Genomic DNA, 20,467 nt, shown 5'->3' on the forward strand with positions numbered 1-20,467 from the left:
TGCTCCGTGCAGCCCGCTGCAGACCACAGCGACGACCGCCGCCGCATCATCGAGGCGGCGTATCGGTGTCTGTCCGATCCGCATCCCGGGCCCATCCTGATGTCGGAGATCCTGCGTCGGGCGCAGGTCTCGACCCGGGCGTTCTACCGCCACTTCGAATCCAAGGACGACCTGTTCCTGGCCCTGTTGCGCCAGGAATGCGACGCGTTGGTCGCCGACGTGGACCGCGTCGCCGCGGCGGCTCTCGGTACTCCTGCCGAGCAGTTGGCCGCCTGGATCGGGGAGATGTTCGACATGTGCGCCGATTCGCAGCGCCGCCTGCAGCTGACGGTGATCGACTCCGACGAGGTGCGAGCGGCCAAGGGCTACCGGGAAACCCGGGCGCGGGCCCAGGCCGACCGGGAACGCTCGTTGACCACGATCCTGTGCCGGGGCCGTGCCGACGGCTCCTTCCCGCTGACCGAGCCCGACATCGACGCGGTCGCGGTCAGTTCGCTGGCCTCGCGGGTGCTGGCCGGTCAGGACCCCGACGATGCGCACGCGCTCAAGCAGGCTCAAGCCCGCGTCCTGGACTTCGCGCTGCGCGCAGTAGGTGCCGTCACCGCGGGCTGAGCCACGCGGCGATGAGAACCGAGGCCGGTTGGGGTCTCAACGGGGACAGCCCGTGACGCCGCGACAAGGAGGCCCCATGCCCGCCATCACCCCCTCGCTCTGGTTCGACAACGACCTCGAGGACGCCATCGCGTTCTATACGGCGATCTTCCCGAACTCGTCGGTCGACCGAGTCGACCGGTTCACCGACGCCGGGCCGGGGGCTCCCGGCGAGGTGGTGTCCGCGACGTTCACCTTGGACGGGCAGCAGTTCATCGCCATCAACGGCGGACCTCAGTTTCCCTTCACCGAGGCGGTGTCGTTCACGGTGCACTGCCGCGATCAGGCAGAGGTCGACCATTACTGGCAGCGACTGCTCGCCGGCGGCGGCCAGGAGTCGCAGTGCGGCTGGCTCAAGGACCGCTTCGGGCTGAGCTGGCAGATCGTGCCCGAGCGGCTCGACGAACTGCTGCGTGACCCCGACCCGCTTCGTGCCGAAGCGGCGGCGCGGGCGATGCTGGGGATGAGCAGGATCGTCGTCGCCGACCTCGAGACCGCGGTCGCCCTTGTATGACGGTGCGGTCCCTCACCGAACGAGGCGGTCGATCGCCTCGATCGTCGCGTCGCCGATCAGCGCGACGTCGGCCTCGTTGTCGCAGAGGATCACCAACGACGACGCCTCGGCCAGAATGGCGCCCAGCATCCGTAGCAGCAGCTGACCCTGCGGTGACGGATCCGCCGCCACCTCGGGAGTCCAGCGCCGCAGGGCGTCGCACAAGCGGCGTTCGCGCAGGCGGGCGAACCCGGCAGGACCGTCGTCGGAACTGAACACGACCGCCACGCCGCGGTGTAGCCACAGCGCTCCCAGGTAGGCGCGGGTCGCGGCCGCGAACCTCGCCGGGTCGTCGCCGCGGCTCGTGTCGGTGGCGGCCGCGACGTCCCGGTCGATGTCGGCGACCAGCCGGTCGAAGGCCGCCACGAAGAGATCGCGCATGCCGCCGAACTGACGGTGGATGCTGCCGATGCCGGCCCCACACCCGTCGACGACGTCGGCCATCGTGGCCCCGGTGAACCCGCGTGCGGCGAAGGCCGCCGTTGCTGCATCCAGGATGCGCTGCGGCATTGCCTCGGTGGTGGTCAAGCGTCGGATCGGGATCGACATCGCCGTCCACGCTAGTCCTGCTGGGCCGAGGCGGCGACTGGTAGGCCGAGTCGGCGCGCGCAGCGGCCGCCCCGGGCCGCCGATCCACGACGTCGCCGACTTTGCCGGCTCCACCCAGAACACGGGGAGATGCTGGGGCCGGTGCTGGTCAGCGCACGCAACCGGTCTCGTGTTGCTCGGTCAGAATTTGTTGATATACGGTTTCCCGGCGTCTCCGCAGATGTAGCCTCAGCCACAGCCAGGCACGGCGGTCGGTCGGAGGGCCAATGGCGTTGTGGTGTAGACGAGGGAGGACCTGCTAGATGGTCGCTTCCGACGCTATTGCCAAACCCGTGCGCGCAGTCGGCGGGTTCTACTCGATGGCGCTGGACACGTTCGTGGCGATGTTCAGGCCACCGTTCGCGTGGCGCGAGTTCATCAGCCAGTCCTGGTTCGTCGCGCGCGTGTCGATCCTGCCGACGCTGATGCTCACGATCCCGTACACGGTCTTGCTGACCTTCACGTTCAACATCCTGCTGCGCGAATTCGGTGCCGCGGACTTCTCCGGTACCGGCGCTGCGCTGGGCACCGTCCGCCAGATCGGGCCGATCGTCACGGTTCTGGTGGTCGCCGGCGCGGGCGCGACAGCCATGTGTGCCGACCTCGGCGCCAGGACCATCCGCGAGGAACTCGACGCACTGCGCGTGATGGGGGTCAATCCCATTCAGGCTCTTGTCGTTCCACGGGTTCTGGCCGCGATGTTGGTGTCGCTGGCGTTGTCGGCGACGGTTATCCTGGTCGGCCTGGCGGGCGCGTACTTCTTCACCGTGTACATCCAGAACGTCTCCCCGGGCGCCTTCGCGGCTGGGCTGACGCTGATCATCGGAGCGCTCGACGTCACGATCGCGCTGATCAAGGCCGCACTGTTCGGGCTTTCTGCGGGCCTGATCGCCTGCTACAAGGGCATTTCGGTCGGTGGCGGCCCGGCGGGCGTCGGCAACGCCGTCAACGAGACGGTGGTGTTCACCTTCATGGCGCTGTTCGCGATCAACATCGTGGCCACCGCCGTCGCGGTCAAGGTGACGATGTGACGGTTTCGCGGCCCCATTCCCAATTCCCCTGGCTCAAGGCCCGGTTCCGCAGTGTGGCCGACCCCTGGAACAGCGTCGGTGTGCAGGCGAAGTTCTACGGCCGCACGCTGCGCTCGATCGGCCTGGTTCTCAAGGACTACCGGATCGAGCTGATCCGGCTGATCGCCCAGATGGGCCTGGGCGCCGGGGCGTTGATCGTCATCGGCGGCACCGTCGCCATCGTCGGCTTCCTGACCGTGACGACCGGTGCGTTGGTGGCGGTGCAGGGCTACACCGACTTCGCCGAAATCGGTGTCGAAGCGCTCACCGGTTTCGCCTCGGCGTTCTTCAACGTACGGCTGATCGCGCCGGCGACCACGGCGGTGGCGTTGTCGGCCACCATCGGCGCCGGCGCCACCGCGCAGCTGGGCGCGATGCGGATCAACGAGGAGATCGACGCGCTCGAGGTGATGGGCATCCGCAGCATCGCCTACCTGGCATCCACGAGGGTGTTGGCCGGCCTGCTCGTGGTCATCCCGCTCTACTGCGTGGGTGTGCTGGCGTCGTTCTGGGCGGCGCGGTTCGGCACCACCGTGCTCTACGGTCAGTCGACCGGCGTCTACGACCATTATTTCCGGACGTTCCTGAACCCGATCGACCTGTTCTGGTCGTTCATCCAGTGTGTGGCGCTCGCGGTGGTGATCATGCTGGTGCACACCTATTACGGTTTCAGTGCGCGCGGCGGCCCGGCGGGTGTCGGCGAGGCCGTCGGCCGCGCGGTGCGTACGTCTCTGATCGTGTCTGCGTTCGTCCTGGTGATGATTTCGCTTGCGGTGTACGGACAATCCGGCAACTTCAACCTGGCGGGCTGAGGGATGGACGACGACGGTCTGGCTCCCGGGTGGTGGACACTGATCTTGGTTGCGGTGCTCGCCGGCGCCATCTGGTTGACATATGCGCTGTTCACCGGGTCGCTGCGGTCCACAACTCCGGTCACCCTGACCTCCGACCGGGCAGGTCTGGTGATGGAGAAGAACGCCGATGTCAAGCTGCGTGGCGTGCCGGTCGGGCGGGTCGCCGACATCGGGGTCACCGGTGAATCGAGTTCGCCGGTGGCGCTGCGCCTGGAGATCGACGACGATCAATTGCAGTACATCCCCGCCAATGTCGAGGCGCAGATCCGCGCCACCACGGTGTTCGGGGCCAAGTTCGTCGACCTGGTGATGCCCGGCGATCCGAGCAGCCAACGCCTCGAAGCCGGACAGGTGCTGCAGTCACGCAACGTGACCACCGAGGTCAACACCGTCTTCGAGAACCTCGTCGAGGTGCTCGACCAGGTCGACGTGGCCAAGCTCAACAGCACTCTGTCGGCGCTGTCCGACGGCGTTCGCGGCCAGGGTGAACGGATCGGCGAGGCCACCACAGCGGCCAACCAGGTTCTGCTGGAGCTCAATCCGCGTAACGAGACCATCCGGGCCGACCTGCAGGCGCTCACCTCGTTCAACCGGACGTTCAGTGCTGCGGCGCAGAACATCCTGTCCACCTTGGATGCGGCGAGTACGACCAGCGCCACGGTGGTCAGCAAGTCCGACCAGCTCGATGCGCTGCTGCTCTCGACGCTCGGACTGTCCAACAGCGGTATCAACCTGTTGGCGCCCAACCAGGCCAACCTGGTCAAGGCGATCAACGTGCTGGAGCCCACGACCGAGCTGCTCTACAAGTACAACCCCGAATACACCTGCCTGCTGGTCGGCGCCAAGCACCTGCTCGACAACGGCGGTTACGAATCGCCCGGCGGAAACGGCCGCAGCATCGTGTTCGACACCGGCCTGTCGTTCGGCGACGACCCGTACCGCTACCCCAACCACCTGCCGATCATCGGCGCCAAGGGTGGTCCCGGCGGCAAGCCGGGCTGCGGCTCACTGCCCGTGGTGGCCGACAACTGGCCGGTCCGCCAGCTGGTGACCCACACCGGGTTCGGCAGTGGTCTGGACTGGCGCCCCAACCCGGGCATCGCGTTCCCGACCTACGCCAACTACCTGCCGGTGACCCGCGCGGTGCCGGAGCCGCCGAGCATCCGGAATCTGTTCGGCGGTCCGGCGATCGGGCCGGTCCCGTATCCGGGCGCCCCCGCGTACGGTGCGCAGTTGTACGCGCCCGACGGCACCCCGCTGTGGCCCGGGCTGCCGCCGGCGCCGCCGCCGGGCGCGCCGCGCGACCCGGGACCGCGACCCGGCACGGAGCCGTTCATCGTCGAACATCCGATGCAGTTGCAGCCCACCGCGGTGCCGTATCCGTATGTGCCGCCGCCGGTGCCGGCGGCACCCGGCCCGCCCTGAACCGTCCCGCCGACCGAGAGAGGTAACCGATGACAGCCAACATCCGACGCGACGCAGTGCGTCTCGGTGTGTTCCTGGCTGTCTGCCTGCTCGGTGTGTTCGGGCTCTACGCGGTGTTCGGCCAGCTACGTTTCGGTGAGGAGCGCACGAGCTATCGCGCCGAGTTCGTCAACGTGACCGGTTTGGAGACAAACGATTTCGTGCGTATCGCCGGCGTCGAGGTGGGCAAGATCAAGAACGTCGAAATCCAGCCCGACACGACGGCGCTGGTCGAGTTCGACGCCGACCGCTCCGTGGTGCTCACCGAGGGCAGCCGGGCGGTCATCCGCTACGACGATCTGATCGGTGGTCGCTACCTGGCGCTGGAAGAGGGCGTGGGCGGCACCGAGCGGTTGGCCGGGGGCGAGACGATCCCGCTGGCCCGCACCTCGCCGGCGCTGGACCTCGACGCGCTGATCGGCGGGTTCCGGCCGCTGTTCCAGGCGCTGGACCCCGACCAGGTCAATGCGCTGTCCGGGCAGTTGATCTCGGCGCTGCAGGGGCAGGGCGGCACGATCAACTCGTTCCTGGCCCAGACCGCGGCGTTGACCAGCACGCTGGCCGACCGCGACCAGCTGATCGGCGACGTCATCGTCAACCTGAACACGGTGCTCGGTTCGCTCGGCGACCAGAGCGAGCAGTTCGGCAAGGCGGTGACGGCCCTGTCGGAGTTGGTCGAAGGCCTCGAGGCCCGCGGGACGGAGATCGCCAACGGTCTGGCCTACACCAACGCGGCTGCCAGCACCATTGCCGACCTGCTCGCCGAAGCCCGCCCGCCGCTGAAGAAGACGATCGACGAGACCGACCGGACCGCCGGGATCGTGGTCGCCGACAACGAGTACTTCGACAATCTGCTCAACACGCTGCCCGATGCCTACCAGGTGCTGGCGCGCCAAGGCATCTACGGTGACTTCTTCAGCTTCTACCTCTGCGATCTCGTGCTCAAGCTCAACGGCAAGGGCGGCCAGCCGGTGTACGTGAAGGTCGCCGGGCAGTCCTCGGGGAGGTGCGCGCCACGATGAAGCCCTTCGCTGAACGCAACCAGCTGCTCATCGGCGGCATCGGCCTCGGCCTCACCGCCGCGATCGTGCTGGGCTCCCTGAACTACGAGCGGTTGCCCTTCGTCGACACCGGCCGGGAGTACACCGCGTACTTCGCCGAAGCCGGCGGACTGAACACCGATGCAGCGGTTCAGGTCTCGGGCTTCCGGGTGGGCCAGGTCAGATCCATCGAACTCGACGGCCCGCGCGTGCTGGTCACCTTCACCGTCGACAGCGACATCCGCCTCGGTGAACGCACCGAGGCCGCGATCAAGACCAAAGGCCTGCTGGGCACCAAGATCCTCGAGGTGGTCGCACGCGGGGACGGGCAACAGGATGGGACGATCCCACTGGACCGCACGCGGTCGCCGTACCAGCTGCCCGACGCGCTGGGCGAATTGGCCACCACGATCAGCGGTTTGAACACCGACCAGCTCTCCGAGTCGCTGCGGGTGCTGTCGGCGACGTTTGCCGACACTCCTCCCCAGCTGCGGATCGCGGTGGAAGGTGTAGCGCGGTTCTCCGACACCCTCAACAAGCGCGACGAGCAGTTGCGCAGCCTGCTGGACAACGCCGACGAGGCCACCACGGTGCTGGCCGAACGCAGCGATCAGGTGGTCAGCCTGGTCGCCAACACCAACGCCTTGCTGGCCGAGCTGCAGACCCAGAGTGCGGCCGTCGATGAGATCTCGGCGAACATCTCGGCGCTGAGCGCCCAACTGCAAGGCTTCATCGGCGAGAACCGCGCGACCCTGCGGCCCGCGCTGGACAAGCTCAACGGCGTGCTGACGATTCTGGACAACCGTAAAGAGCGGCTGCAGAAGTCGCTGAGCCTGCTGAACTCGTACTCGATGTCACTGGGCGAGTCGGTGTCGGCGGGACCGTTCTTCAAGACCTACGTCGCCAACCTGCTGCCGGGGCAGTTCCTGCAGCCGTTCATCGACGTGGCGTTCTCGGATCTGGGGCTGGACCCCAACGTGCTGTTGCCCTCGGAACGCAGCGACCCACAGGTGGGCCAGCCGGGCACACCGGCGATGCCGTTGCCGTACCCGCGCACCGGCCAGGGCGGCGACCCGCATCTGACGTTGCCGGACGCCATCACCGGCAATCCGGGCGATCAGGGTTGCGGCCCGCCCGGTCTGCCGCTGCCCGGCCCGACGGGCTGCTACCCCTACCGTGAGCCCGAGCCGGCACCCCCGCCGGGCGGACCCCCGCCCGGCCCGCCGGCCGAGGCGCCGCCGGGCCTGGCGTCCACGCCGTCACCGACACCGAACCCGATCTATGTTCCGGCCCCGGGTGAGGCACCGCCGCTCGTTCCGGTGGAGGACACGCCATGAGAAACCCCAGAACCTGGGTGGCCGTCGTGCTCGCCGCGTTGCTGGTCGCCGGTGTCGCGGTGCTGGTGCGCACCACCGACAAGGTCAACCGCGTGAACGTGGTGGCCTACTTCGAGAACAGCAACGGCATCTACGAGGGTGACGACGTGCGCATCCTGGGGGTGCCGGTCGGCAGCATCGTCTCGATCGAGCCTCAGCCCGAGCGGGTGAAGATCTCGTTCTGGTACGACGACCGCTACGACGTCCCCGCGGATGCCAACGCCGCGATCCTGTCGCCGGCGCTGGTGACCTCGCGCGCGATCCAGCTGACGCCCGCCTACACGGGCGGGCCGGTGATGGAAGACGACACCGTGATCCCGATCGAGCGCACTGCCGTGCCGGTCGAGTGGGACCAGGTGCGCCGGCAGTTGCAGGTGCTCAGCGAGACGCTGCAGCCGACCGAGCCGGGCGGGGTCAGCCCGCTGGGATCGGTGATCAACACCACCGCCGACAACCTGCGCGGACAGGGCGCCAACATCCGCGACACGGTCGTCAAACTGTCGCAGGCGTTCTCGGCGCTGGGTGACAAGAGCACTGACATCTTCTCGACGATCAAGAACCTCGCGACCCTGGTGTCGGCGCTGCAGGACAGCACCGACCTGATGCGTCAGCTCAACCAGAACCTGGCGTCGGTGACCGGGCTGCTCGCCGACGATCCCGACGAGGTCGCGACCGCGGTGCGTGACCTCAACGTCGCCGTGGGTGAGGTGCAGAGTTTCGTCGCCGACAATCGCGACGCGCTGGGCACCACGTCGGAGAAACTGGCCGGGGTCACCCAGGCGCTCAACGACAGCCTCGACGACGTCAAGCAGTTCCTGCATCTGGCGCCCAACACGTTCCAGAACTACGTCAACATCTGGCAGCCCGCCCAGGGCTCGGTCAGCAGCGTGCCCCAGATCAACAACTTCGCCAACCCCATCCAGTTCCTGTGCGGCGCAGTGCAGGCCGCGTCCCGGCTGGGTGCCGAACAGTCGGCCAAGCTCTGTGTGCAGTACCTGGCGCCGATCATCAAGAACCGGCAGTACAACTTCCTGCCGTTGGGCATCAATCAGCTCGTCGGCGCCTCGACGCGGCCCAATGAGCTGACCTACAGCGAAGACTGGCTGCGGCCGGACTACATCCCGCCTGGCGGGGCGCAGCCGGCCGGTCCGGCACCGGCCGGTCAGCCGGCGCCGATGGGGAGCGCCCCGCTGCCAGCGGAGGCGGGGCCGACCAATGTTGCGGAGGCGGGGCCGGCTCCGGTACCCCCGCCGAGCGGACCGACTCCGGACACCGTGAGCGGACCCCTCCTGCCGGCCGAGGCGGTGCCGACCAACCCGACAGACGGATTGATGGGCATGATGGTTCCGCCGGGAGGTGGCTCATGACCGCGGCGAGGACACGGCGCGCGGGTGGCGTCGCCGCGCTGGCCATGGCGCTGACGCTGTCGGGATGCGGCTGGCAGGGGCTGAATTCGATCCCACTGCCCGGCACCCAGGGTGGCGGGCCGGGATCGTTCACCGTGCAGGCCCAGATGCCGGACGTCGACAACGTCGAACGCAACTCGCGGGTCCGCGTCGGCGACGTCAACGTCGGCACGGTCTCGGAGATCGAACGGCAGGGCTGGCACGCGCTGGTCACCATGACGCTGAACGGCAACGTCGTATTGCCTGCCAACGCGACCGCCCGGGTCGGCCAGACCAGCCTGCTGGGTTCTCAGCACATCGAGTTGTCCGCGCCCACCGACGAAGCGCCGCAGGGCCGCCTGACCGAGGGCGCGTTGATCCCGCTGGCGTCCTCGGGGGCGTACCCGACCACCGAACAGGCGCTGGCTGCCGTCGCGCTGCTGCTCAACGGCGGCGGGCTGGGCGACATCCAGGACATCACCGAGGCGTTGTCGACCGCGTTCACCGGGCGGGAGAACGATCTGCGCAGCCTGATCGAACAGCTCGACATCGCGATCGGGCACCTCGACGACCAGACCGACGACATCATCGCCACCGCGGAGAGCCTCAACGATCTGGTCGGGCAGATCGCCGAGCAGAAACCCGTGGTGGACAGGGCATTACAGACCATCCCGGACGCGTTGGCGGTCCTGCGCGATCAGCGCGAGACGCTCGCCGAGGCGTTGGTGCAGCTGGGACGGTTCAGTGCGCTGGCCGCCGACTCGGTGAACCAGACCAGGGAATCCCTGGTCGCCGAGCTGAAGGACATCGGCCCGGTGCTGCAGTCGCTCGCCGATGCCGGACCCGCCCTGACGCGGGCCCTGAGCTTTCTGCCGACGTTCCCGTTCCCGAAGGAGACGTTGACCAACTGGATGCGCGGCGACTACGCCAACCTGACACTGGTGGTGGATCTGACCCTGTCGCGCATCGATCAGGGGTTCTTCACCGGCACCCGCTTCGAGTGCAACCTGACCTGGCTGGAGTTGCAGTGGGGCCGCACGATCGGGCAGATGCCCAGCCCGTGCAACCAGAACGTTCCGCCGCCGGGGGGCAACCCGCTGGTCGCGCCGTACCGTTTCGACCAGGGGCGTTGACATGCGAGTGACCAGACAGATGATGATCCAGCTGGCGATCTTCTCCGTGGTGGCCTTCACGGCGGTGGCGATCATGGTGTTCGGTTACATGCGGTTGCCCCAGTTGCTCGGTGTCGGCCAGTACCGCGTCACCCTGGAGTTGCCCGAGACCGGCGGCCTCTACGACCGGGCCAACGTCACCTACCGCGGTTCGCAGGTCGGCATCGTCGACAGCGTGGCGCTGACCGATACCGGTGTGGCGGCGGTGTTGTCGCTCGATTCGGGCGTGTCGATTCCGGCGGATCTGATCGCCGAGGTACGCAGTCAGTCGGCGGTGGGCGAGCAGTTCGTCCAGCTGCTGCCACAGAGTGGAGACGGACCGGAACTGCGCAACGGCGACGAGATCCCGGTCGACCGGGTCCGGATGCCGCCCGACGTCAACACGGTGCTCGACCTCACCAACGAAGGTCTCGCCGCGATCCCGAAGGACAACCTGCGCACGGTCATCGACGAGGCGTACATCGCGGTCGGTGGGCTGGGGCCCGAGTTGCGCCGGCTGGTCAACGGATCGACGACGCTGGCCATCGACGCCCGGGACAACCTGGACTCGTTGACGACGTTGGTCGATGACGTTCAGCCCGTGCTGAACTCCCAGACCGACACCTCCGACTCGATCCAGGCCTGGGCCCGGAATCTGGCCGGTATCACCGGCCAGCTGCAGCAGGAGGACGCCTCGGTGGCGGGCATCCTCGACCGGGGCCCGGGCGCGGCCGAAGAGGTGCGGGCGCTGTTCGACGAACTGCAGCCCACGCTGCCGATCGTGTTGGCGAACCTGGTCAGCACCGGTGAGGTCGCGGTCGCCTACCAGGCGGGCCTCGAGCAGTTGCTGGTGCTGCTGCCGCAGGGCACCGCGGTGACCCAGGCGATCGGCGTGCCCAAGAACGGCACCAAGCAGGACTACATGGGCGATTCGCTGGTGTTCAACTTGAACCTCAACGTTCCCCCGCCGTGCACCACCGGGTTCCTGCCGGCCCAGCAGCAGCGGGCGCCGACATTCGAGGACTACCCGGACCGTCCCGCCGGCGACGTGTACTGCCGGGTGCCACAGGACGGCCCCTTCAACGTCCGCGGCGCGCGTAACCTGCCGTGCCAGACGGTGCCCGGCAAGCGGGCCCCGACTGTCAAGATGTGTGAAAGCGACGAGAACTACGTGCCGCTCAACGACGGCTGGAACTGGAAGGGCGACCCGAACGCGACACTGTCCGGTCAGGACGTCCCCCAGTTGCCGCCGGGTTCGCCACCTGCAGACGCAGCTCCGCCACCGGCTCCGGCGCCGCCACCCATAGCGGCCGCGGAGTACGACCCGGCGAGCGGCACGTACGTTGGACCGGACGGACGGGTGTACACACAGTCCAATCTGGCCGACAGTGCCGCAGAGGAGCGAACATGGCAGACGATGCTGCTGCCCCCGACGGGGAATTGACGACGTCGAGGGCGGATTCGGCAGGGACCACCGACAAGGAGGCATCCGGCGCGGTCGAGCCCGATTCGACCGCTTCCGACGTGCCCGAGACGGGGAAGCCGGAGTCAGCAGCCACCGCCGAGGCCGCCACTGCGACCAATGCTGACGAGGACGCCGAAGCTGAGGACACCGAAGCTGAGGACACTGAGGCTGAGGGCACCGAGGAGGCCGACGACGCCGAGGGCGTTGTCGCCGACGAGGCCGCACCGGCCCGCGCGCCGATGTCGCACGTCAAGATCGCGCTCATCGCGGGTCTCGTCGCGGTGGTGGCGCTGGCGGGGCTGACCGGCTGGCTCGGCTTCCAGGCCTACCAGGCCCAGCAGACGCAGGATCTGCGCAGCCTGTACCTGCAGGTAGGGCGTCAGGGTGCCCTCAACCTCACGACCATCGGCTACGAGAACGCCGAGGCCGACGTCCAGCGCATCCTCGATTCGGCGACCGGCACGTTCTACGACGACTTCCAGCGGCGTGCCGAGCCGTTCGTGGAGGTCGTCAAGCAGGCCCAGTCCACCTCGGAGGGCACCATCGCCGAGGCCGGCCTGGAGTCGTTCTCCGACAACGAGGCCCAGGTGCTCGTGGCGGTCACGGTGCGCACATCGAACGCTGGCGCGCCCGACCAGGCGCCGCGGGCCTGGCGGATGCGGATTTCAGTGGAGAAGGTCGGTGACGAGGCCAAGGTGTCGAACGTGGAGTTTGTGCCGTGAGCGGGGACAGCAAGGACAAGAAGGACGACACGACCGAGGACGGCGGCGGCACCGCGACCGGCGCCGAGCAGACAGCTGCGACTGACGCCGGACAGGCCGACGCCACCGAGCGGGCCGCATCCACCGAAGAGGCCGACGCCGCGGATCAGGTTGACGCCACCGAAGAGGCCGTCACCGAAGATGCCGATGCCACCGAGCAGGCCGATGCCACGGATGCTCCCGGGGAGTCCGGTGACGAGAAGGGCGGCGATGCCACGCCCGCCGAGCCGGTCGCGACCCCTGCGCCGAAGCGTGCGGTGCCCTGGTCGAAGGTCGTCGCGTTCGGACTGTTGCCTGCGCTGGCCCTGCTGCTGGCGCTGACCGCCGGTTTCCTGAAGTGGCAGGCCAACTCCGCGCGCATCGCCGAAGACGCCGCCGATGCCGCCACGCAGGCCGCAACCGAGAGCACCATAGCGCTGCTGTCGTACTCACCGGACACCGTCGAACAGCAGCTCGGCGCGGCGCGCAATCTGCTGACCGGCGAGTTCCAGCAGTCCTACACGGATCTGACGACCGATGTGGTCATCCCCGGCGCCAAGGAGCAGCAGATCGCCGCCCTGGCATCGGTTCCGGCCGCGGCGCCGGTGTCGGCGGACCCCGATCACGCTGTGGTGCTGCTGTTCGTCAACCAGACCGTCACCGTGGGTCAGCAGCCGCCGACCGACACGGCGTCCAGCGTGCGGGTGACCCTGGACAAGGTCGACGGCCGCTGGCTGATCTCGGCGTTCGACCCGGTGTAGGCCGGATCCTGCTGTCATGACATCGCGTCGGCTGGCAGCGGTCGACGCGCAGATGTACTGGATGGCATCGGCGATCCCGAACGATCAGTTCCTGGTCTACGCGTTCGACGGCGAACTGGCCGATCCTGGGTCGGCGCTACAGGAGATCCGCAACCGCGCCGGAGGATGTGCCGCGCTGACAGTACGGGTCGCCGAGGCGGGGTTCTGGACGTACCCGCAGTGGCAGCCGTGTGCAGTAGAGGCCGACCGCTTCACGGTGCACCGGCCTGCCGACGCGTCGTGGTCGGCGTGTCTGGCCGCCATCGCCGACCTCGGCGACGACCAGCTCGACGCGCGGGTGGCGCCATGGCGTCTGCATGTCTTTCCCACGGTCACCGAACTCCGCGGCCCGGGCACCGCGACCGGGGCGGTGGCGGTGCTGCAGATGTCGCACGCATTGGGCGACGGACAGCGCTCCGCGGCGTTGGCGGCCTGGCTGTTCGGCCGGGACGCGCCGGTCCCGTCCTGCGACGTCGCCGGACATCCGGAATGGTCCTGGGTGCGGCGGGCCGCTGCGGCGGCGCGGGCGCACCGCAGGCTGGTCGGCGACACCGCTGCCGGACTCGTTCCGCCGCAGGCGAAGTCACGGCCGGTGTTGCCCAGCAACGCACGGCCCGAGGGCCGGCGGTACCTCCGCACGGTGCTGTGCGACCGACGTCGTCTGCCGGGCCCGACCGTGACCGTGAGCGTGCTGGCCGCAGTGGCGGGCGCGCTGTCCGGGCATCTCGAGGAGTTGGGTGAGGACACCACGCAACTCGGCGCCGAGGTGCCGATGGCCAAGGCGGGCCCACGCCGGGCCCACAACCACTTCGGCAACGTCGGCGTCGGGCTGCACCCGCAGCTGCCGTTCGCCGTCCGGTGCCGGGCGATCAGTGCCGAGTTGCACCAGCGCCGAAGGCGGGCCAACCATCCGGCGATGGTGACCGCGAGCGCGGCCTTTGCGGCTGTGCCGGCACCGCTGTTGCGCTGGGGTGTCAGGCAATTCGATCCGACGGTGCGGTCCGACACGGCTAACGGGAACACGGTCGTGTCGAGCGTCAACCGGGGCGCGAAGGACCTTGTTCTCGGCACCTCGCCGGTGCTGTTCACCACCGGGTTCCCCGGTCTGTCACCGATGATGGGCCTGACACACGGCGTGCACGGGCTGGGCGACACCGTGGCCGTCAGCGTCCACGCCGCCGAATCCGCCGTCGACGACGTCGACGCCTACGTCGAACGCCTCGCCCGCGAGCTGAATGGCCCGCGAGCTGAGGGCCCCGCGAGCTGAGAGGACCCGCTAGCTGAGGGGCTGGGCATCCGCGGGTTGCGCGGCCACCACGCTCGCCAACGACTGTGTGGCGGCGGCTCTCTCGTCACCCATCCCGACCAGCGTGTCGATGATCAGCGGGCCCAGGATCTGGGTCAGCCCGTGCCCTTCGTGCCCGAAGAAGCCCGCCATCTCCAGCAGCACCGCGCCGTGGTTGACGCTCCACAGCCGGCCCGCGACGGCCAACTCGTCGTCGGGCCGGATGCGGCCCGCGGCGATCATCCGGCGCACGCCGTCGCGCAGCGCCCCGAACGATTCGGCGAGCTCGCTGCGGTTGGTCGCGCTGCCGGTCACGGTCAGGTCGGCCCGGAACCGGGTGAGCGACGCCGGTGCGGCGGTGCCGAACATCAGCTGGTAGCGCTGCGGATTGGCCAGGGCGAAGCGGTGGTACGCGAGCCCCATCGCGAGAAAATCGGCCACCGGGTCGTCGGTGTGGGGGACCTCGGTCAGTGCCGCGGTGAAGCGCACGAAGACGTCGACGGCGATGGCGTCGACCAGGTTGGTCATGCCGCCGAAGTGGGTGTAGACGGCCATTGTCGAGGTGCCCGCTTCGGCGGCGACGTTGCGCGCGCTCAGCGCGTCCAGGCCGTCGCGTTCCAGGAGCCGCACGCCGGCCACAACCAACGACTCCTTCGCATTCATGGTTGTCATCGTGCCATAACGGTGTTATACAGAGGCGGTATATAACGCTGTTATAGGGAGGCGGGCATGACGAACCGCTATCTGAGCGGAGTGTTCGCTCCGATCGCCGAAGAGCACACGCTGACCGACCTCGAGGTGACCGGCCACCTTCCCGGCTATCTCGACGGCCGCTATCTGCGCAACGGGCCGAACCCGATCGGCGAGATCGACCCCGCGTTGTACCACTGGTTCATCGGCGACGGCATGGTGCACGGAATCCGCATCCGCGACGGGCGCGCCGAGTGGTATCGCAACCGGTGGGTGCGGGGGCCGCAGGCGGCGCGCGCGCTGGGGGAGCCGGTTCCGGCCGGAGACGTCGCGATCTCGGGAATCGGCGCCAACACCAACGTCATCGGACACGCGGGCAAGACGCTCGCACTGATCGAGGCCGGCGTGGCGAACTACGAACTGACCGAGGAGCTGGACACCGTCGGCCCGTGCGACTTCGACGGCACGCTGACCGGCGGCTACACCGCGCACCCCAAACGTGATCCCGACACCGGCGAACTGCACGCGGTGTCCTACAGCATGCTGCGGGGAAACACCGTGCAGTACTCCGTGATCGGCGCCGACGGCCGTGCCCGGCGCACCGTGGACATCGACGTCGGCGGCAGCCCGATGATGCACGACTTCTCCCTGACCGAGCGCTACGTCGTGTTCTACGATCTTCCGGTCACCTTCGACGTGCGGACCGCGGCCACCATGGGAGTGCCTCGCGCCCTGCGGCTTCCGGCGCGGCTGATGCTCTCCGCGGTGATCGGACGGATCCGCATCCCGGACCCGCTCGCCGCGCGCAGACCGAAAGGCCCCTCGTCGGACCGCCGCTTCCCCTACTCGTGGGACCCCAACTATCCGGCCCGGATCGGGGTGATGCCGCGCGAGGGCGGCAACCGTGATGTGCGCTGGTTCGACGTGGAGCCGTGCTACGTCTTCCACCCGATGAACGCCTACGAGGCGGACGACACCACCATCGTCCTCGACGTCATCCGTCATCCGAAGATGTTCGACACCAACCGTTCCGGGCCCGACGAGGGTCCGCCCACGCTGGAGCGGTGGACCGTCGACCTCGCCGACGGCAAGGTGCGGGAGTCGCGGATCGACGACCGGCCCCAGGAGTTCCCGCGCGTCGACGAGCGGCGCGTCGGCAAGCGCCATCGTTACGGGTACGCGCCCTACGTCGGCGACAGCGATGGCGGTGACACCCTGCTCAAACACGATTTCGTCGGCAGCTCCACTACGGCCCACTCCTTCGGCGCCGACAAGGTGGTGGGTGAGTTCGTGTTCCAGCCGTCGTCACCGGAGGCCGCCGAGGACGACGGTGTGCTGATGGGCTTCGTCTACGATCGCCGCACCGACCGCAGCGAGTTGGCGTTCCTGGACGCCCAGACCCTCGACGAGGTCGCCAGCATCGCGCTGCCGCACCGCGTCCCCTCCGGTTTCCACGGCAACTGGGTGCCTGCCGACTGACGGGCCCAGAGCCGGGGTAGGTCGGTGCCGACGTGACAGATGGCCTACATTCTGTTGCATGTATGACACTGCTCTCGATGTCGGCGTGCTCATCCTGCGGGTCGTGCTGGGTCTGACCATGGCCGCGCACGGCTACAACAAGTTCTTCGGAAAGGGCGGACTGAGCGGCACTGCCGGCTGGTTCGACAGCATGGGCATGAAGCCGGGCATGTTCCACGCCCGTGTCGCCGCCACCACCGAGATGGCCGCGGGCCTCGGTCTGGCGGTCGGCCTGCTCACCCCGGTGCCGGCGGCCGGCTTCGTCGCGCTGATGCTGGTGGCCGCATGGACGGTGCACAAGGACAACGGCTTCTTCATCGTCAAGGAGGGCTGGGAGTACAACCTGGTGTTGGCGGTGTCCGCGGTCGCGGTGGCCACGATCGGGGCCGGCAAGCTCAGCCTCGACTACCTGCTGTTCAGCGGCACCGGCTTCTACGACCTGCTGCACGGCTGGTGGGGTCTGGTGATCGCCGCGGTCCTGGGCCTGGCCGGCGGCATCGGTCAGCTGGTGATCTTCTACCGGCCGCCGGCCAAGACCGGAGCCTGAGACCGCCCGTCTGCGCAGACCGGGCCTGGCCCCTGCGCAGATCCGGGCCTGAGACCGGCCGCCAGGGACGGCGGCCGGTCCCGGCCAGCCGTCAGTCCGCCGGCGCCACCTTCGAGGCCATCACGGCAGGTGCCCGGTCCCACACCCGGTGCAGGCCGACCATGTTCGCCAGTGCCTCGCCGAAGTCCTTATCGACCTTCTTCGCCACCAGGACACCCGGTGCGTCGGGGTCGATACCGGCTGCGGTGAGTGCCTCGACGCCGTCACCCCACGCCGCGACCGGCTTGCAGTGCCGGTAGGCCTCCTGCAGCAGCAACACCAACTTGATGTCGCCGGTCGGCCGGGTGCCGTCGGCGACGACGAGCGCGTCGTACTCGATGGAGCGCGCCGTCAACAGCGTGCGCTCGATGACCGCTTGGTGCCGCCCGGACTCCAGCACACCGCCGAACGGGGCGGTCACCAGCACGCTGGCCTTGCGGTCCTCGATCGCCTCGGTGAGCGCGCCGACGCCCGCCAGATCGGAGTCCGCCGCGGCGATGATGCCGATCTTGCGGCCGTCGATCGGACCAGGGCTGTCCACGATCTGCGACAGCGCGGGCGACACGCCGACGTCGGCCGGCGGATTGCCGGTCGGTGCCGGCAGCCCCAGCCCGGCCGCCACCTGTTCGCACAACTGGGTGTCGACGTTGGCGAGGACCTGCAGTTGGCGTTCCTTGATGCCCTGCTCGTAGCACTTGCCGAGCTCGAAGGTGAAGGCCTCGACGAGATGGACCTTCTCCACCTCGGTGAGGCTGCGGTAGAACATCGCCGGCTGGGTGAAATGGTCGTCGAAAGACGCGGGCTGGGCCCGCTCCGCCGGTCCGTCCACCTGTCTCGGGGTCTGCACATAGCCGCCCTCGTCGGCTCCGGCGACGACGGGCTCGCCGTCGTCGATGCTGTTGGGCCGGTAGGGCGCCTGGCCGGTGTGGATCGCCGTCTGGTGCATACCGTCGCGCAGCATGTCGTTGACCGGGCAGCGCGGCCGGTTGATGGGCAGCTGCGAGAAGTTGGGACCGCCCAGCCGGGTCAGCTGCGTGTCCAGGTAGGAGAACAGGCGGGCCTGCATCAGCGGGTCGTTGGTCGGTTCGATGCCGGGTACGAAGTGGCCGGTGTGGAACGCGACCTGCTCGGTTTCGGCGAAGTAGTTGGTGGGGTTGCGGTTGAGGGTCAGCTTGCCGATCGGCTGCACCGGCACCAGTTCCTCCGGGACGATCTTCGTCGGGTCGAGCAGGTCGATGCCGGAGTGGGTCTCCGAGCCGTCGTCGGGCATCACCTGCACGCCCAGTTCGTACTCGAGGAACGCCCCCTCGTCGATGCCGTCGGCCATGTCGCGGCGGTGGAAGTCGGGATCGCAGCCGGCCGCGATCTGCGCCTCCTCCCACACCAGCGAGTGCACCCCGGCCACCGGCTTCCAGTGGAACTTCGCCAGACTGGTCTCGCCCTCGGCGTTGACCAGCCGGAAGGTGTGCACGCCGAACCCTTCCATCGTGCGGTACGAGCGCGGTATGCCGCGGTCGCTCATGTTCCACATGACGTGGTGGGTGGCTTCGGTGTGCAGCGACACGAAATCCCAGAAGGTGTCGTGCGCCGACTGCGCCTGGGGGATCTCCCGATCGGGGTGCGGCTTGCCCGCATGGATCACGTCGGGGAACTTGATGCCGTCCTGGATGAAGAACACCGGCATGTTGTTGCCGACGAGGTCGAAGTTGCCCTCCTCGGTGTAGAACTTGACGGCGAAGCCGCGGGTGTCGCGCACGGTGTCGGCGGAGCCGCGCGAGCCCAACACCGTTGAGAAGCGGCAGAACACATCGGTTTTCGTGCCCTTCTTGCCGAGGAACCCGGCCTTGCACACCGATGCCGCGGTGCCGTAGGACTCGAACACGCCGTGCGCGGCGGCGCCGCGGGCGTGCACGACGCGCTCGGGAATTCGCTCGTGGTCGAAGTGGGTGATCTTCTCCCGGAGGTGGAAGTCCTCGAGCAGGGTCGGGCCGCGTGATCCGGCCTTCAGCGAGTGGTCGGTGTCGGGGATCCGGACACCCTGTGCGGTGGTGAGGTACTCGCCCTGCTGAGCGCGGGGATCCTGGCCGTCGACGACTTCGTCGAGTCGGGCGCCGGTCGCGCTGGTCGGACGGGGAGCAGCTTGCGATGGTTTACGTGAAGGGGGCATGGAAGAACTTCCTGCGTCGTGTGCCGGCCGCCCGCGGGTCTGGCGTGGCGGAGATCCGGCCCCCGGCCTGTACCCGAAAGTCCGCGGTTCAATCAGACGGTTGCGGTAGCTCGCCGGTGACCGCCAGGCTCTCGGCGATGTCGACGAGCTTGCGGTTCGCTCGGCGCGACGCCTGCTTCAACATCTCGAACGCCTCGTCGCCGGTGATGCGGTGCCGTTCCATCAGCACGCCCTTGGCCTGCCCGATCACGTCGCGGCTGGCCATCGCGCGTCTGAGCTGATCGGTGCGTTGCGCGTCGGCGAGGGCCACCGCAGCGTGCGTGGCGTACAGATCGGCCAGTTGCGCCGCCGCGGCGTCGAAGGCCTGCGTCGTCGCGCTGTACAGGCTCACCGAGCCCAGCCGCCGGTCGTCGACCCACAGCGGCACGCACAGCATCGAATGCACCTCCAACTCGAGTGCTGTCGACGCGAACTCGGGCCAGCGGGATTCGCAGGTCATGTCGGCCACGGTGATCACGCACTGCTCGCGCGAGGCGTCGAAGCACGGCCCCACACCGCTGCGTTGCTGCAGGGCGTCCAACCGCGGTGGTGCGGACCCGAGGGTGGCCTGCGGTTCGAGGCGGTCGCGCACCAGCAGGTTCACCCCGGCGTGATCGGCGCACCGGATCACCGAGGTCACCGAGCGCAGGATCGCCTCCAACGTCTGGGTGAGGTCGGCCTCGTTGACGTGCAGCGCCCGGCCCAGCACCTTGAGCGTGTCGAACTGGGCGTCGTCGAGGTCCAGCAGTGCCGCCACGTCGGCGAACGCGTGCGGCGGATCGGCGGGCCCTGCGCCGTCGGAGGAGCCTGACGTCTGGTGCGCAGCGGGCGCCGTCGGGCTTTCGTGCGCAGCGGCCGTCGGGCTTTCGTGCGCAGCGGCCGTCGGGCTCTCGTGCGGAGCAGGCATCGGACCCCCGTGCGGAGCAGGCATCGGACCCCCGTGCGGAGCAGGCATCGGACCATTGTCACAGACCCCGTCGCGGACCCGCCGCGGTCGGGTTCACGCCGTTTTGGCGCGGTTCCCCCCAGTCGAACTGGAACACGT

At 68.7% G+C, this 20,467-nt stretch carries 19 protein-coding genes; 15 read left to right on the forward strand and 4 right to left on the reverse strand.

The annotated features are described in order from the left end of the window. Positions 1 to 6 precede the first annotated feature (6 nt). Both ACEWX3_RS08110 and ACEWX3_RS08115 read left to right on the forward strand, forming a co-directional pair. The gene (locus ACEWX3_RS08110) at positions 7 to 612 is read left to right on the forward strand and encodes a TetR/AcrR family transcriptional regulator (protein ID WP_207067014.1); all 606 of its coding nucleotides are present in this window, start codon (positions 7 to 9) and stop codon (positions 610 to 612) included. Positions 613 to 688: 76 nt separating this feature from the next. Further along, positions 689 to 1,165, forward strand: a complete 477-nt coding sequence (locus ACEWX3_RS08115) for a VOC family protein (RefSeq protein ID WP_207067015.1) — start codon at positions 689 to 691, stop codon at positions 1,163 to 1,165. A gap of 12 nt (positions 1,166 to 1,177) precedes the next feature. Here ACEWX3_RS08115 and ACEWX3_RS08120 read toward each other — a convergent pair whose 3' ends face one another. Continuing rightward, positions 1,178 to 1,753, reverse strand: a complete 576-nt coding sequence (locus tag ACEWX3_RS08120; protein ID WP_374159142.1) for a TetR/AcrR family transcriptional regulator — start codon at positions 1,751 to 1,753, stop codon at positions 1,178 to 1,180. A 302-nt stretch (positions 1,754 to 2,055) separates the two neighbouring features. Between ACEWX3_RS08120 and ACEWX3_RS08125 the strand changes: the two genes are divergently transcribed. From ACEWX3_RS08125 to ACEWX3_RS08175, 11 genes are read left to right on the forward strand one after another with little or no spacing between them, the layout of a single operon-like run. Next, positions 2,056 to 2,823, forward strand: a complete 768-nt coding sequence (locus tag ACEWX3_RS08125; protein ID WP_152518290.1) for an ABC transporter permease — start codon at positions 2,056 to 2,058, stop codon at positions 2,821 to 2,823. Then, a complete protein-coding gene (locus ACEWX3_RS08130; RefSeq protein WP_152518289.1) occupies positions 2,820 to 3,674 on the forward strand; it encodes an ABC transporter permease in 855 nt (284 codons plus the stop codon). The genes ACEWX3_RS08125 and ACEWX3_RS08130 overlap by 4 nt, the downstream gene beginning before the upstream one ends. Before the next feature lie 3 nt (positions 3,675 to 3,677). Continuing rightward, on the forward strand, positions 3,678 to 5,141 hold the full coding sequence (locus ACEWX3_RS08135; RefSeq protein WP_152518288.1) for an MCE family protein: 1,464 nt from the start codon (positions 3,678 to 3,680) through the stop codon (positions 5,139 to 5,141). 29 nt (positions 5,142 to 5,170) lie between these two features. Continuing rightward, entirely contained in the window at positions 5,171 to 6,202 is a 1,032-nt protein-coding gene (locus ACEWX3_RS08140; RefSeq protein WP_207067018.1) for a virulence factor Mce family protein, read from the forward strand. Next, entirely contained in the window at positions 6,199 to 7,557 is a 1,359-nt protein-coding gene (locus ACEWX3_RS08145) for an MCE family protein (RefSeq protein WP_374159143.1), read from the forward strand. Before ACEWX3_RS08140 ends, ACEWX3_RS08145 begins: the two co-directional genes overlap by 4 nt. Beyond that, positions 7,554 to 8,963: an MCE family protein gene (locus tag ACEWX3_RS08150; RefSeq protein WP_374159144.1), complete on the forward strand. Its 1,410-nt coding sequence runs from the start codon at positions 7,554 to 7,556 to the stop codon at positions 8,961 to 8,963. Before ACEWX3_RS08145 ends, ACEWX3_RS08150 begins: the two co-directional genes overlap by 4 nt. After that, positions 8,960 to 10,114, forward strand: a complete 1,155-nt coding sequence (locus ACEWX3_RS08155) for an MCE family protein (protein ID WP_207068357.1) — start codon at positions 8,960 to 8,962, stop codon at positions 10,112 to 10,114. The genes ACEWX3_RS08150 and ACEWX3_RS08155 overlap by 4 nt, the downstream gene beginning before the upstream one ends. A 1-nt stretch (position 10,115) precedes the next feature. Then, positions 10,116 to 11,576, forward strand: a complete 1,461-nt coding sequence (locus ACEWX3_RS08160; protein ID WP_221362276.1) for an MlaD family protein — start codon at positions 10,116 to 10,118, stop codon at positions 11,574 to 11,576. Beyond that, positions 11,540 to 12,319: an Mce protein gene (locus ACEWX3_RS08165; protein WP_207068355.1), complete on the forward strand. Its 780-nt coding sequence runs from the start codon at positions 11,540 to 11,542 to the stop codon at positions 12,317 to 12,319. The genes ACEWX3_RS08160 and ACEWX3_RS08165 overlap by 37 nt, the downstream gene beginning before the upstream one ends. After that, a complete protein-coding gene (locus ACEWX3_RS08170) occupies positions 12,316 to 13,098 on the forward strand; it encodes a hypothetical protein (protein WP_374159145.1) in 783 nt (260 codons plus the stop codon). Before ACEWX3_RS08165 ends, ACEWX3_RS08170 begins: the two co-directional genes overlap by 4 nt. Before the next feature lie 16 nt (positions 13,099 to 13,114). Then, entirely contained in the window at positions 13,115 to 14,404 is a 1,290-nt protein-coding gene (locus tag ACEWX3_RS08175) for a WS/DGAT domain-containing protein (RefSeq protein WP_374159146.1), read from the forward strand. Positions 14,405 to 14,413: 9 nt separating this feature from the next. Here ACEWX3_RS08175 and ACEWX3_RS08180 read toward each other — a convergent pair whose 3' ends face one another. Further along, positions 14,414 to 15,085, reverse strand: a complete 672-nt coding sequence (locus tag ACEWX3_RS08180) for a TetR/AcrR family transcriptional regulator (RefSeq protein ID WP_221362279.1) — start codon at positions 15,083 to 15,085, stop codon at positions 14,414 to 14,416. Positions 15,086 to 15,151: 66 nt separating this feature from the next. Here ACEWX3_RS08180 and ACEWX3_RS08185 point away from each other — a divergent pair, with 66 nt between their 5' ends. Both ACEWX3_RS08185 and ACEWX3_RS08190 read left to right on the forward strand, forming a co-directional pair. Next, on the forward strand, positions 15,152 to 16,591 hold the full coding sequence (locus ACEWX3_RS08185; protein WP_221362280.1) for a carotenoid oxygenase family protein: 1,440 nt from the start codon (positions 15,152 to 15,154) through the stop codon (positions 16,589 to 16,591). A 58-nt stretch (positions 16,592 to 16,649) separates the two neighbouring features. Beyond that, a complete protein-coding gene (locus ACEWX3_RS08190) occupies positions 16,650 to 17,177 on the forward strand; it encodes a DoxX family protein (protein WP_207068350.1) in 528 nt (175 codons plus the stop codon). A gap of 91 nt (positions 17,178 to 17,268) precedes the next feature. Here the strand turns inward: ACEWX3_RS08190 and ACEWX3_RS08195 are convergent, their stop codons facing one another. Then, positions 17,269 to 19,383 carry a catalase gene (locus ACEWX3_RS08195; RefSeq protein WP_374159147.1) on the reverse strand — a complete coding sequence of 705 codons (2,115 nt, stop codon included), beginning with the start codon at positions 19,381 to 19,383 and terminating at the stop codon, positions 17,269 to 17,271. 88 nt (positions 19,384 to 19,471) lie between these two features. Further along, positions 19,472 to 20,329 carry a GAF and ANTAR domain-containing protein gene (locus ACEWX3_RS08200; protein ID WP_374159148.1) on the reverse strand — a complete coding sequence of 286 codons (858 nt, stop codon included), beginning with the start codon at positions 20,327 to 20,329 and terminating at the stop codon, positions 19,472 to 19,474. Between the last annotated feature and the right edge of the window lie 138 nt (positions 20,330 to 20,467).

The organism is Mycobacterium sp. G7A2 (assembly GCF_041902445.1).
Classification (GTDB): domain Bacteria; phylum Actinomycetota; class Actinomycetes; order Mycobacteriales; family Mycobacteriaceae; genus Mycobacterium.